General features: G+C 72.5%; 12 protein-coding genes. 1 reads left to right on the top strand and 11 read right to left on the bottom strand.

The genetic code is table 11. The annotated features are described in order from the left end of the window. Nucleotides 1–10: 10 nt before the first annotated feature. From DEJ18_RS15335 to DEJ18_RS15350, 4 genes are all read right to left on the bottom strand, one after another. Nucleotides 11–2,320, bottom strand: coding sequence for a S8 family serine peptidase (locus tag DEJ18_RS15335; protein WP_111209926.1), 2,310 nt, complete (start codon nucleotides 2,318–2,320; stop codon nucleotides 11–13). A gap of 130 nt (nucleotides 2,321–2,450) precedes the next feature. Then, nucleotides 2,451–3,848, bottom strand: a complete 1,398-nt coding sequence (locus tag DEJ18_RS15340; protein WP_111209925.1) for an L-serine ammonia-lyase — start codon at nucleotides 3,846–3,848, stop codon at nucleotides 2,451–2,453. Nucleotides 3,849–3,914: 66 nt separating this feature from the next. Beyond that, nucleotides 3,915–4,109 (bottom strand): PspC domain-containing protein, encoded by a 195-nt coding sequence (locus DEJ18_RS15345; protein ID WP_111209924.1) that lies wholly within the window; start codon nucleotides 4,107–4,109, stop codon nucleotides 3,915–3,917. 105 nt (nucleotides 4,110–4,214) lie between these two features. Further along, nucleotides 4,215–5,153, bottom strand: a complete 939-nt coding sequence (locus tag DEJ18_RS15350; RefSeq protein ID WP_111209923.1) for an NADP-dependent oxidoreductase — start codon at nucleotides 5,151–5,153, stop codon at nucleotides 4,215–4,217. A 90-nt stretch (nucleotides 5,154–5,243) separates the two neighbouring features. Between DEJ18_RS15350 and DEJ18_RS15355 the strand changes: the two genes are divergently transcribed. After that, on the top strand, nucleotides 5,244–6,062 hold the full coding sequence (locus tag DEJ18_RS15355) for a shikimate 5-dehydrogenase (protein ID WP_111209922.1): 819 nt from the start codon (nucleotides 5,244–5,246) through the stop codon (nucleotides 6,060–6,062). 116 nt (nucleotides 6,063–6,178) lie between these two features. Here the strand turns inward: DEJ18_RS15355 and DEJ18_RS15360 are convergent, their stop codons facing one another. The 7 genes from DEJ18_RS15360 to DEJ18_RS15390 form a co-directional block, all read right to left on the bottom strand. Further along, a complete protein-coding gene (locus DEJ18_RS15360) occupies nucleotides 6,179–6,622 on the bottom strand; it encodes an SRPBCC family protein (RefSeq protein WP_111209921.1) in 444 nt (147 codons plus the stop codon). A gap of 1 nt (nucleotide 6,623) precedes the next feature. Then, nucleotides 6,624–8,069: a phytoene desaturase family protein gene (locus DEJ18_RS15365; RefSeq protein ID WP_111209920.1), complete on the bottom strand. Its 1,446-nt coding sequence runs from the start codon at nucleotides 8,067–8,069 to the stop codon at nucleotides 6,624–6,626. Nucleotides 8,070–8,116: 47 nt separating this feature from the next. Next, nucleotides 8,117–8,788, bottom strand: a complete 672-nt coding sequence (locus tag DEJ18_RS15370; protein ID WP_111080086.1) for a hypothetical protein — start codon at nucleotides 8,786–8,788, stop codon at nucleotides 8,117–8,119. 127 nt (nucleotides 8,789–8,915) lie between these two features. Further along, nucleotides 8,916–9,935: a glycine betaine ABC transporter substrate-binding protein gene (locus DEJ18_RS15375; protein WP_111080087.1), complete on the bottom strand. Its 1,020-nt coding sequence runs from the start codon at nucleotides 9,933–9,935 to the stop codon at nucleotides 8,916–8,918. After that, nucleotides 9,932–10,696: an ABC transporter permease gene (locus DEJ18_RS15380; RefSeq protein ID WP_111209919.1), complete on the bottom strand. Its 765-nt coding sequence runs from the start codon at nucleotides 10,694–10,696 to the stop codon at nucleotides 9,932–9,934. The genes DEJ18_RS15375 and DEJ18_RS15380 overlap by 4 nt, the downstream gene beginning before the upstream one ends. Further along, nucleotides 10,693–12,018 carry an ABC transporter ATP-binding protein gene (locus DEJ18_RS15385; protein WP_111209918.1) on the bottom strand — a complete coding sequence of 442 codons (1,326 nt, stop codon included), beginning with the start codon at nucleotides 12,016–12,018 and terminating at the stop codon, nucleotides 10,693–10,695. The genes DEJ18_RS15380 and DEJ18_RS15385 overlap by 4 nt, the downstream gene beginning before the upstream one ends. After that, nucleotides 12,005–12,652 carry an ABC transporter permease gene (locus DEJ18_RS15390; RefSeq protein ID WP_111080090.1) on the bottom strand — a complete coding sequence of 216 codons (648 nt, stop codon included), beginning with the start codon at nucleotides 12,650–12,652 and terminating at the stop codon, nucleotides 12,005–12,007. The genes DEJ18_RS15385 and DEJ18_RS15390 overlap by 14 nt, the downstream gene beginning before the upstream one ends. Nucleotides 12,653–12,713: the final 61 nt, after the last annotated feature.

Raw genomic sequence — 12,713 nt, forward strand, 5'->3', positions numbered from 1 at the left:
CCCGGGGCGCTCAGCCCCGGGTCCCGCTCTTCCAGATCACGGTCGACCCCTTCCGCAGCACGAGGTTGCCGTCCGACTGCATCCGCAGGACCACGCCGGACCCCCCGCGCTTCCCCGTGGCCGTGGACCACCGGGTCTGACCGAACGGCCCCGCGAGCACCAGGTCGCCGTTCGACAGCAGCAGGAGGGACGCGCCCTGTCCGCCGCCGGACTTCCGGAAGAGCACCCGGCTGCCGGAGCCGAGGACGAGGCTCCCGTCGGATCGCACACTGAGCCGTCGGGTGCCGGACGTGCCGTCTCGTAGGGACTGGCCGGCGACGAGCGTGGCCCCGGGGACGAGCCGGTCGGCACCGGGGGCCTTGTTGCGCCACAGCACGGCGCCGTTCCGTGCGGTCACCCGGACGTCGCCGGCGTCGTCGACCGTCAGGCGGGCGCCACCGGAGGTGGTCGTCGCCGTCGTGGACCAGAGGACCGCACCGGACGGAGCCACGACGGAGAGCCGCCCGCGGCTGTCGAGGCGGAACCCGGCGCCCTCGGCCCGACCGCTGCTCTGCCAGAGGCGTCGGCCGTTGCCCCACTCGACCAGGGAGCCGTCGACCTGCATGTCGAGCCAGTACTGGCCGTTCGGGGAGTGGATCGACGTCCCGGACGGCACGGTCCCGGTCCCCGAGACAACGGACGTGGCGTCCGCTCCCGCCGCGGCCGCGGTGGTGGTCGGTCGCGTGCAGTCCGCCGCGGTGGGGAGCAGTCGGCCGAGGGTGGACCAGTTCGGCGAGCCGAGCCCGGTCGCCGCGTCCCAACCCCGGGCAGCGCGCAACGTGCCGTTGCTGCCGGAGGTGACGTCGCGGAACGCCGTCGGGTTCGCGTACAGCGCCTGGTGCACGTCGCCGACGCCGGCTGCGCATCCGCGTGCGGTCAGTGCGACGGCGAGCTGCCCGGCGAGCACCGGGGACGCCAGGCTCGTGCCACCGCCGAGCACGAAGCCGCGCGCCGTGGACATGTAGACCGCGGGTCCCTTCGCGGGGTCGGCGAGCGCCGCGACGTCGGGCAGCATGCGCTTCGCACCGCTGATGCCGGTCTGCCACGCGGGCCGGGCGTAGGCCGCAGAGGGACCGCCACCGCCGGCGCCGAGGGAGTTCGACCACCCGGCCTCCGTCCAACCGGTCTTCGTCCTCGTGAGGGACGTGCCACCCACGGCGACGACCGCGGGTGAGGACGCCGGGTACGAGACGTCGCGGATGGTCGTCGTCGGGCCGGTCGGGCACTGCGCGCCGTCGTCCCCGGTCGCGGCGAAGACGGTGGCACCGGCTGCGACGATCCGCGAGAGCGCCGCGTCGAGCGCCGCCCGCGCTCCGGCCGGGGTCCGCGTCTCACAGCTGCCCCACGAGATGCTCACCGCCGTGATGCCCGCGGTGCGGACCTCGTCGGCGATGCGGCTGTAGGCGTCGTAGCTGCCCTGGAACGAGTTCTGCGTGACGTACACGCGCTGCCGGGCGCCGGGCGCAACCGCGAGCAGCGCCTGCTGGTCGAGCGCGACCTCGTTCTCGCCCTGGTTGCCGTCACCCTTGTGCGGGTCGGCACCGTCGACCGCGATCTGGTCGAGCGCGGGGAGCTTCCGTCCGGTCACCGCGGCGTAGGCGCTGAGGTCGTTGCGGTCCCAGCCGGAGAACTGCACGGTCGCGATGGTCGCACCGGTACCCGCGGTGGCCGACCCGGAGGACCGGTACGCGCTCGCCAGGTCGGCGGGGGCGTACCCGCCGGGGACGGCCGCGTGGGCCAGTGCCGGGCGGGTGTCGAGCCCGAGCACGGAGACCACGGCGCCGTCGAAGGCCCGTGGCAGGGTCGGCTCGGCGACGGGGTGCATGCCGTCACCGGTGCCGACCAGTTCGACCCCGAACAGGGCCTCGGCCTGGGCAGCGGTGCCGTGTGCCTCGACCTCCCACGTGTCCGGGTCGGTCACGGTGAAGCCCGCACCCGTCAGCACGGCGCGGGCGCGCGACCGGGCGTCGTCGACGGGGGCGACCGCCTCCACCGCCGCAGCACGCTGATCGGCGGTGTCACCCGTGGTCGACACCGGCAGGGCGGCGAGGGCGGCCGGGTCGACCGGGCGGAGGACCAGCGTCAGGTCGACCGGGGTGTCGTCGGGGGTCGCACCGGCCGTCGGGTCGGACGGCGCCGGCACACCACCGGCGGCCGGATCAGCAGGCGCGGTGGGCACGGTGGCGCTGGGCTGCGCCTGCGCGGGGAGGCCCGTGCCGGTGACGGCGAGCGCCACCACGACGGCGGTGGCGGCGAGGAGGGTCGGCGTGCGGGGTGACATCAACGATCGCTTCCGGGGGTCGGAGACGACGGCCGTCCCGGGCCGCCGGTCCGCTCGGTGACGGACGTTGCACGCTAACCCGGGGTGGCACGGGTGCCGCAGCCCCAGTTCCGGGGACCGCGGCGGGAGTTCAGCAGAGCGGGACGTTCACCGCGAGGCCGCCCATCGCGGTCTCCTTGTACTTCGTCGACATGTCGGCACCGGTCTGCCGCATCGTCTCGACGACCTGGTCGAGCGACACGTGGTGCACCCCGTCGCCGCGCAGGGCCATCCGGGCGGCGTTCACGGCCTTGTTCGCGGCGATGGCGTTCCGCTCGATGCACGGGATCTGCACGAGGCCGCCGATCGGGTCGCAGGTCAGCCCGAGGTTGTGCTCCATCGCGATCTCGGCCGCGTTCTCGACCTGCTCCGGGGTGCCGCCGAGGACCTCGGCGAGCCCGGCCGCCGCCATCGAGGCAGCGGACCCGACCTCGCCCTGGCAGCCGACCTCGGCTCCGGAGATCGACGCCCGCTCCTTGTAGATCGAGCCGATCGCACCGGCGGTGAGCAGGAACCGCACGACTGCGTCGTCCCGTTCCGTCCGGGACCCGCGTGCGACCGGTCCGACGTAGGTCAGTGCGTAGGCGAGCACCGCGGGGATGATCCCGGCAGCACCGTTCGTCGGCGCGGTGACGACGCGACCGCCCGAGGCGTTCTCCTCGTTGACCGCCATCGCGGTGAGGTTCACCCACTCCATCGCGAAGAGCGGGTCGTGGTCCGGGTCGTCGCGGGTGAGCTGCTCGTACCAGTCGGCGGCGCGACGCCGGACCTCGAGTCCACCGGGGAGCGTGCCGGTGCGGCGGACGCTGCGCTCGACGCAGTCCTCCATCACGGCGTGGATGCGCAGGAGTCCGGCACGGACCTCGTCCTCGGTGCGGCTCGCGGTCTCGTTGGCGAGCGCCACACCGCTGACCGGGAGGCCCGCGGTCGCGCATGCGGACAGCAGCTCGGCTCCGCTGGAGAAGGGGTGGGGCACCGCGTCGGTCTCCACGGGGATCGCGGTGCCGGCGACGTCCTCGCCCGGCTCCTCGTCCCCGTCGCGGGCGATGAACCCGCCGCCGATCGAGTAGTACGTCTCGACCGCGGTCTCGGTCCCGGTCGCGTCGAACGTCCGGAGGCGCATCGCGTTCGGGTGCCGGGGCAACATCGTCAACGGGTGCAGCACGATGTCGTCGAGCCGGAAGGGGACGGCGGTCCCGCCCGCCAGGGTTAGTCTGCCGGTGGACTCGAGGGCGTCGAGCGCGGCCGTCATCACGTCGGGGTCGACGTCCTCGGGTCGGTGCCCCATGAGCCCGACCGCGACGGCGCCGAGCGTCCCGTGTCCGCGACCGGTCGAGGCGAGCGAGCCGTAGAGGTCGACGCGGATCGTGTCGACGGGGCCGTCCGCCATGCGCGCGGCGAACTCGGCGGCGGCGCGCATCGGTCCCACGGTGTGGGAGCTCGACGGGCCGACACCGATGCTGAACAGCTCGAAGACGGAGACCGGCACGACGGCGAGCCTACGCCGTCCGGACGGGTCGGCCAGTGTCGGCGTTCCGCTCCCCGGGTGGCACCCTCAGCGACGGGCGCCCTGCGTCGGCATCACGACCCAGAGCACCACGTAGGCGATCCAGAGCGGCCCGGGGAACAGGCTGAGCAGGACCCAGAGCACGCGGACGGCGGTGCGGGACCAACCGAAGCGGTCGGCGATGCCGGCGCAGACCCCGGCGAGCATGCGACCGGAGCGGGGACGGTGGAGTGTGTTCGTCATGTCCCCGACGCTACGGGGTCGCGCTGCGCGGCGGCAGCCGGGCCGCACCCGGCTCGAGGGTGGGGGCAACCCCACCAGCGCTGGACGGGCCTCCCGGCAGTCGCCCTACGGGAGCAGGACGATCTTGCCGCGGGTGTGGCGCTCCTCGAGCTCGGCGTAGGCGTCCTGCACGCGGTCGAGCGGGTAGGTCGCGGCGATCGGGACCTCGATCGAGCCGTCGGCGACCATGTTCGCCAGCGCCGACAGGATCTCCGGGTCGGCGGTGTCCGCGCTGCCGGAGGCCCTGGCCCCGACCTCGGCCGCAGCGTCGAAGGCGATCACGGTATCGATGCGGTCGGCGGGGATCCCGAGGGTGATGCCGAGGTGCACGTACTCCGGGCCGAACGTGTCGATGAGCGCGTCGATGCCGTTCGTGGCGAGTTCGCGGATGCGCTCCTCGACCCCGTCGCCGTACGCGACCGGGCGGGCCTTCTTCCCGCGCAACCACTCGTGGTTCGCCTCGGAGGCGATCGCGATGACGTCGACGCCCTCGTTCGTCAGCAGCTGCGTGACGAACCCACCCACGCCACCGGCAGCACCGGAGACGACGACCGTCTCGCCGGCTCGCGGGTCGACGGCACGGACGGCTGCTGCCGCGGTGGTGGCGATGACGTCGAGACCGCCCGCCGCCTCCCACGAGAGCAGGCGGGGCTTCGGGACGAGCTGTCCGGCGGGGACGGAGACGTACTCGGCCTGGCTCGAGCGCTCCCACGACCAGCCCAGGACCTCGTCGCCCTCCTCGAACCCGTCGACGTCCAGGCCGATCGCGGCGACGGTGCCGGCGAGGTCGGTGCCCTGGCCGGACGGCAGTCTCGACGGGTCGTGGTCGTCCACCACGCCCTGGCGGATCGCGGACTCGCCGGGGTTGACGCCGGCGGCGCGGACCTTCACGAGCACGCGGCCGGGAGCGACGTCGGGGACCGGGACCTCGGCGACGTGCAGGACGGAGCGGTCGCCCCACTCGTCGAAGCGGACGGCGCGCATGGTGTCAGGGAGAGCAGTCATCCCGCGTCACGGTACGCCAGCGGGCCGCTCCCCGTCCGGAACGACACCTCATGGACCGCTCCATCAGCGCCCTCGTGGGACACTGACGCCATGCCCATCCTCCACAAGGACATGCAGCTGTGCATCTCGCTCGCCGCCCGCCCGAGCAACATCGGCACCCGCTTCCACAACTTCCTCTACGACGAACTCGGACTCGACTTCGTCTACAAGGCGTTCACCACGACGGACCTGCCCGGCGCGGTCGCCGGCATCCGTGCGCTCGCCATCCGCGGCTGCTCGGTGTCGATGCCGTTCAAGGAGGACGTGATCCCCCTCGTCGACGAGCTCGAGGAGTCGGCGCGGGCGATCCGCTCGGTCAACACGATCGTCAACGACGGCGGGGTCCTGACCGCCTCGAACACCGACTACGAGGCCGTCGCGTCCCTGCTCGACTCGCACGGGGTCGACCGCTCCGCCCGGGTCCTGCTCCGCGGGTCCGGCGGCATGGCGAAGGCGGTCACGGCGGCGTTCCGGGGTGCCGGGTTCGAGCACCTCACCGTCGTCGCCCGGAACGAGGCGACCGGCAGCGCCCTCGCCGACCAGTACGGGTACGCCTGGGTCGATGCCGAGGACCGTGCCGGCGACGCCGACCTGCTCGTCAACGTCACGCCGCTCGGCATGCGCGGCGACGAGGAGACGACGCTGTCCTTCGCACCCGACCGCATCGCGTCAGCGCAGACCGTGTTCGACGTCGTCGCGTTCCCCGCCGAGACCCCGCTCGTCCGGGCCGGTCGCGAGGCCGGGGCGCACGTCATCACGGGAGCCGAGGTCATCGCCCTCCAGGCGGCCCGTCAGTTCGAGCGGTACACGGGCGTCGCGCTCACCGCGGACCAGGTCGCCCGGGCGAGCGCCTTCTCGCGCGAGGAGTAGCGCGGGGCCGCCTCGCTCAGACGCCGCCATCTCGCACGGACGCCGCGGGATCCGGCGGCGTCTCGCGTAGGGCGCGGCGTCGCACGCACACGGGGGCGTGTCAGCGCTCAGCAGCGTCAGTGGCTGCGCGCGCGCCCCGCGGCGACCCAGCCGAGCCGGCGGGCGGTCTCGCGGTTCCGGAACCAGATGCCCGGCTGGGCGATGAACCCGGGGACGAGCGACCCCGGGCCCTCCGCCGGGTTCTCGCGGATCGTGACGCGGCACCCTCGGGGGTGCGGCTCGACCTCGACCTCGACGCGCGCCTCGCCCACCGGCCAACCCCGAGCCTGGATGACCATGCGGCGGGGCTCGTCGTACTCGAGCACGTGCGTCGTGTCGTTGATCACGAACGGCCAGATGCCGAACGAGTGGTGGATCTTCGTGCCGACCGCGGGCCAGCCGGGGTCCTCGCCGCGCATCCGGGAGGCTCCGACCACCCACGTCGGGTAGAGCCAGCCGTCGCGGAGGACGTCGAAGACCTCTTCCGGCGTGCAGTGGATGATCCGGACGTTCTTCGCCATGTCAGCTCCTCGGTGCCAGGTCGACGTCCACCGGCAGCCCGTAGGTGTGCCGGAGGGCGCTCTTCGCCGCGTGCCAGCCTGCCATGCCGTGCACCCCCGGACCCGGAGCCGCGGACTGCGAGGCCAGGTACATGCCACCGCCCATCCGCCACGGGTCACTCGAGAGCACCGGGCGCTTGACCAGCTGCCAGAAGCTCGCGGCACCGGCGGCGATGTCCCCGCCGGAGTAGTTCGGGTTGTACTGCTCCATGTCGGCGGCGGTCCGGCTGTTCGTCGCGACGATGGTGTCGCGGAAGCCCGGGGCGAACCGTTCGATCTGGCGGATGACGGACTCCTGGTGGTCGACCGTCGAGCCGGCCGGGACGTGCGCGTACGCCCAGAAGACGTGTCCGCCCTCCGGTGCCCGGCTCGGGTCGACGACGGTCGGTTCGGAGCCCAGGACGTACGGCCGCTCGGGGTCCTGCCCGCGCGCGACCTGCGCCTCGGCCTCGGCGATGTCGGCGCGGGTGCCGCCGATGTGCACGGTGCCCGCGCGACGGAGCTCGGGGTTCGTCCACGGCACCGGCTCGGACAGCGCGAAGTCGACCTTCGCCGCCGCGTTGCCGAACCGGAAGCGGCGCAGTGCTCCGCGTTTCGGCGACGGCAGCTGGTTCCCGGCGATGCTGAGCATGGTGGGGACGCTCGTGTCGAAGAACACCGCCTTGGCCGGTGTCAGGTCCCCGAGCGAGTGGACTTCACGGCCGGTCTCGATCGTGCCGCCGTGCGCGACGAGGTCGGCGGCGAGCGCGTCGACGATCGCCTGGCTCCCGCCGATCGGCACCGGCCAGCCGCGGGCGTGCGCGTAGACGCCGAGCGAGAGCGCTGCGGCCGCGGTGGCGAGGGACGGCATGTGCTGGATCGAGTGCGCCGCCACGCCGCTGATCATCGCCGGGGCGACCTCGTCGCGGAAGCGCAGGTTCCAGGCGCGGGAGCCCTGTTCGAGCGCGCGAAGGCCGAACCGGGCCACGGTCACCGGGTGCCGGGGGACGTGCAGCAGGGCGTCGGTGGCGAAGTCGGACACCTGGTCGGCGTTCCGGACGAGCGGGGCCATGAGCTGCCGGTACGCCCCGCCGTCGATGCCGAGGCTGTCCGCGGTGCGCTCGAGGTCCTGGTACGCGATGCCCGCCCGGCCGTTGTCGAGCGGGTGGCCGTACTGGACCTCGGGCAGTCGGAGCTCGATGCGCTGCTCCATGCCGAAGGCGCGGAAGAACTCGGACTGCAGTGCCATCGGGTGCACGGCCGAGCAAACGTCGTGCAGGTGACCCGGGAGGGTCAACTCCTTCGTCCGGGCACCACCACCGATGGTGTCGTCCCGTTCGACCACCTCGACGCTGAGCCCGGCGCGGGCGAGGGTCACCGCCGCGGCCAGCCCGTTCGGTCCGGCTCCGACGACCACCGCATCAACCATGCGGGTGAGCCTACGGAGCGGCGGCTGGACGTGGTACCGGCGCCCGATCAGCTCGTGGTGGTGTCCGCCTCGGCCGGGTCCGTGCCGTCGTCCGATCCGTCCGCGTCCGTCGGGTCGTCGTCACCGACCGGTCGGCCCGTGCCGACGGGGTGCTCGGCGACGAGTGCCGCGAAGTCCTCGTCCAGGAGCTGCTGCACGCGCTCCTCCCGCCCGACCTCGTAGTCGTCGGCCGGCCGCTGCGCCCATCCGAGTCGTCCGACGACGGTCGTGCCGATGTCGTCCCAGGCCCGGGCCCGAGCGGCGAGCACGATGCCGTCCACGAAGTACTGGTCGTCGCGACGGGCGTCGAGCCGCCGGGCGAGTTCCTCGTAGGTCGCCTCGCGCGTCCGGAGCTTGAGGTCGTCGCCGCGGCGGTAGTCGTGCTGGTGCTGCGACCTCCCGCCCTGCTTGCTCGACCGGACCCGGATCTCGCGCATCCGCTCGGCGTCGGCGCGCTGTTCCTCGGCCATCCGGTGGAGTTCCTGGCGGGTGGCGTCGGCGATGAGGGCGTGGTCGAAGTACCCCTGGTCGCGCAGGGCGTTCGTGATGATGCGGTTCGCGACGGCCACGGTGACGGCGGCCTTCGCGATGAGGAAGCCCTCGTCCACGGCGCGCTTCAGTTCGACCTGGCTGACGGGTCGGTCGCGCACGTCGGGCTTGCGTCGTCCGAACAGTGCCATGCGACGACGATACCGGCGACGGACGACGGTCCGCCCGGAGCCGGGCCCTGACCCGCGTGAAGACGGACGGGAGGCCCGTGCCGGTGTCGCCACGGGCCTCCCGTCCGTCGTGGGTCGCGCAGCGACCTCAGGGCTCCGTGATGAAGCCCTCCTCCACCATCCACTCGAACGCGACGTCCGCGGGCTCGCGCCCCTCGACGTCCACCTGGCGGTTGAGCTCCTGGAGCACCGCATCGGTGAGCTTCGGCGAGATCTGGTCGAAGACCCCCTCGAGCTGCGGGTACTCCTCGAGCGCCGAGGTCGACAGCACGGGGGCGACGTTGTACGCCGGGAAGAACCCGCGGTCGTCCTCGAGCACGCTCAGCCCGAGGGACTTGATACGGCCGTCGGTCGTGAAGACCTCGCCGAAGTTGCACGTCCCGCGGTCGGTCGCCGTGTAGACCGTGCCGGTGTCGAGGATGTCGACGTTGTCCTTCGGGATCGCGCCGTCGCCGGACCCACCCAGCGTCAGCCCGTACTTCTCGAGCATCGGCTTGAAGCCGTCGGCACGGGAGTTGAACTCCGACTCGACGCAGAACGTGCGCTGGTCGGCGGGCAGCTCCGCGATCTGGGACAGCTTCGTGATGCCGCCGAGGTCCTCGACCGCTTCCTTCCGGACGGCGAACGCGTACGTGTTGTTCATCGGCGCCGGCGCCAGCCAGGTCAGCCCGTTGCCGGCGTCCTCGTCCTTGACCGCCTGCCACTGCTCGGTCTTGTCCGGGATCCCCTCCTTGTGCCCCATGAAGGTCAGCCAGGCGGTTCCCGTGTACTCGTACGTCATGTCGGCGTCGTGCGAGGTCATGAGCTGCCGGACGGCCACCGAACCGGGCACGTTCGTCTCGTCGGTGACGTCGAAGCCCGCGGCCGAGGCGGCCAGCACGGCGATCTTGCCGAGCACGAGCTGCTCGGTGAAGTTCTTCGACGTGACGGTGAGCGGGGCGTCCTCGGGCAGGCTGTCGATCTGCTCGATCGTGCCGGGTGCGGCAGCCGGCACGAAGGACGCTGCGGGCTGCAGCCCGCAGCCGGCCAGGAGGCCCGTGGTGACGCCGGCCAGGGCGGCAGCGGTCAGCAGCCGGCGGGCACGGCGGGTGGTGGGTCGGCGGGTCATCGGAGTCCCTTCGGTCGGGCGTACGTCTCGACGATGCGGCCGAGCCAGTCGATCGACAGGGCGAGCAGGGCGATGAGGAGCGCGCCGGCGACGAGCACCTTCGGCAGGAAGAGGTTCACGCCGGTGGTGATGAGCAACCCGAGGCCGCCGGCACCGATGAACGTGGCGAGGGCGGCGGAACCGACCAGGAGCACGAGCGCGGTGCGGATGCCGGCGAGCATGACGGGTACGGCGAGGGGCAGTTCGACCTTGAGCAGCACCGCGGCGGCGCTCATGCCCATCCCCCGGCCGGCTTCGACGAGACGGGCATCGACGCTCTCGATGCCGATGATCGTGTTCCGCAGGACGGGCAGGATCGCGTAGAGCACGAGCGCGACGACCGCGGCCCAGAACGTGAACCCGAGCCAGAAGGCCAGGAGCACGACGAGGCCGACCGCGGGGGCGGCCTGGCCGAAGTTCGCGACCGCCAGGATCGTGCCGCTCGCTCTCCGCAGCGGGCCGCGCGTGAGGGCGATGCCGAGCGGGATGGCGACGACGAGCACGATGATCGTCGACACGACGGTGAGCAGGACGTGCTGCCAGGCCAGGTCGAGCAGCCCGGACGGGTTGAGGGTGCTGCGCTCGGTCGCGCTGAGGTCCGCGTTCGCGAGCCAGACCGCGAACGCGGCGAGGACGACGAGGATCACCACCGGCTGGATCACCAGCCCGCGCCAGCTGGTCCGCTTCCCGGTCGCCGGGGAGGCGGTGACGACGTCGCTCACCGGTCGTCCCGGCCGTCGGCGGGCACCGCGTCGGTGACGAGCGAGTCGTCGGCGGACCCGGCGGGCTCGTCCCCGAGGTCGACGGCCGGGCTGCTCGGCATCGTCTGGAGGGGGTTCGTGTTCGTCCCGACGGGGGTGTACGCCTGGTCCTCGGCGGCCGCGGCGCGGGTGCGGGTGATCGCTTCCATCACCGTCTCGACCGTGATGACGCCCTGGAAGGCGTCCCGGCGACCGGTGACGAGCGCGGCGCCGGCGCTCGAGACGAGCATGGTGTCGAGCGCGTCGTTGAGGGTCGATGCCTCGGAGACGACGGGCAGACCCGCCTCGATGCCCTCCGGGATCCGGTCCAGGCGCTCGAGCTGGCGGCGCGACGGCCACCCGATCGGCCGCTGACGCCGGTCGACGACGACGGCGTGCCCGTGGCCGCCGGCCTCGCGCATGCGCTGCAGGACGGCCTCGGTCTGCTCGCCCGGCGAGCAGGTGACCGCGTCGGCCAGTCCGACCTCGCGGACACGGGTGAGCGTGAGCTGCTTGAGCCCGGCGCCCGACCCGATGAAGTTCTCGACGAACTCGTTCGCGGGCTCGGCGAGGATCCGCTCCGGGGAGTCGTACTGCACGATGTGCGCGCCCTCGGAGAACACGACGATCCAGTCGCCGAGCTTCACGGCCTCGTCGAAGTCGTGCGTGACGATGACGATCGTCTTGTGCAGCTCCGCCTGGATCCGGATGAGCTCGTCCTGCAGGCGCTGACGCGTGATCGGGTCGACGGCACCGAAGGGCTCGTCCATGAGCAGGACGGGCGGGTCGGCGGCCAGGGCACGGGCGACACCGACGCGCTGCTGCTGACCGCCGGAGAGCTCACGGGGGTAACGGTCGCGGTAGGTGTCGGGGTCGAGCGACACCAGGTCGAGTAGTTCGTCGACGCGGGCGGCGATCTTCTCCTTCGACCAACCGAGCATCTTCGGCACGATCGCGATGTTCGCCGCGACGGTCATGTGCGGGAAGAGGCCACCGGCCTGGATGACGTAGCCCATCCGGCGGCGCAGCTCGTCGCCGTCGATCTTCGTGACGTCGTCGTCGCCGACGACGATGCGCCCCTCGGTCGGTTCGATGAGGCGGTTGATCATCTTCAGCGTGGTGGTCTTGCCGCAGCCCGAGGGACCGACGAGCATGACGATCTTGCCGGCCGGGATCTCGAGCGTGATGCCGTCGACCGCGGGCTTCGCCTGGCCCGGGTACCGCTTCGTCACCTGGTCGAGCAGGATGCTCCGGCCGGTGACGTCGGTGTCGGGCGCGGTGGTCGGGGAGTCAGTGCTGGACACGGATACCTCTCGAGGTGGTCAGGCGGCCGAGGCCGAGGAGCAGGAGGTCGAGGACCAGGGCGAGCAGCACGACGCCCACGGTGCCGACGACCACGGAGTTGAGGGAGTTCGCACCGCCGAGGCGGGAGAGCCCGGAGAAGATGAAGCTGCCGAGCCCGGGGCCGAGTGCGTACGCCGCCACGGCGGCGACGCCCATCACCATCTGCGCGGAGACCCGCACGCCGGTGAGGATGATCGGCCACGCCATCGGCAGTTCGACCTGCACGAGGGTGCGGAAGCGGCTCATCCCGATGCCCCGGGCCGACTCGACGACGGCGGGCGGGATCTCGTTCAGCCCGACGACCGCGTTGCGGAGGATCGGCAGCGCGGCGAAGAACGTCACGGTGACGACGGACGGCACGACGCCGAACCCGAGCGGCACGAGCAACAGGCCGATCACGGCGAACGAGGGCAGGGTGAGCCCGATCGTGGACACCTCGTTCGCGGCGGACCGCAGACCGGGGATCCGGTAGACGAGCGCCGCGAGGACCACGGCGATGACGGTCGCGAGCACGACGCACTGGACCACCAGCGAGAAGTGCTGCCAGGACGAGAACCAGATCTGGTCCCATCGCTCGGCGATGTACTGGAACACCGGTTCTCCGCTCCCTCCGGTCGGCAGTTCGACCCACGGAACGGGGCACGAACGGCCCCAA

This window comes from Curtobacterium sp. MCSS17_015, from assembly GCF_003234265.2.
Classification (GTDB): Bacteria; Actinomycetota; Actinomycetes; order Actinomycetales; family Microbacteriaceae; genus Curtobacterium.

Coding starts and splice junctions, on each gene's coding strand:
- DEJ18_RS15335 (WP_111209926.1), bottom strand. CDS start 2,320: ATGTCACCCCGCACGCCGACCCTCCTCGCCGCCACCGCCGTCGTGGTG.
- DEJ18_RS15345 (WP_111209924.1), bottom strand. CDS start 4,109: ATGACGAACACACTCCACCGTCCCCGCTCCGGTCGCATGCTCGCCGGG.
- DEJ18_RS15350 (WP_111209923.1), bottom strand. CDS start 5,153: ATGACTGCTCTCCCTGACACCATGCGCGCCGTCCGCTTCGACGAGTGG.
- DEJ18_RS15355 (WP_111209922.1), top strand. CDS start 5,244: ATGCCCATCCTCCACAAGGACATGCAGCTGTGCATCTCGCTCGCCGCC.
- DEJ18_RS15360 (WP_111209921.1), bottom strand. CDS start 6,622: ATGGCGAAGAACGTCCGGATCATCCACTGCACGCCGGAAGAGGTCTTC.
- DEJ18_RS15365 (WP_111209920.1), bottom strand. CDS start 8,069: ATGGTTGATGCGGTGGTCGTCGGAGCCGGACCGAACGGGCTGGCCGCG.
- DEJ18_RS15370 (WP_111080086.1), bottom strand. CDS start 8,788: ATGGCACTGTTCGGACGACGCAAGCCCGACGTGCGCGACCGACCCGTC.
- DEJ18_RS15375 (WP_111080087.1), bottom strand. CDS start 9,935: ATGACCCGCCGACCCACCACCCGCCGTGCCCGCCGGCTGCTGACCGCT.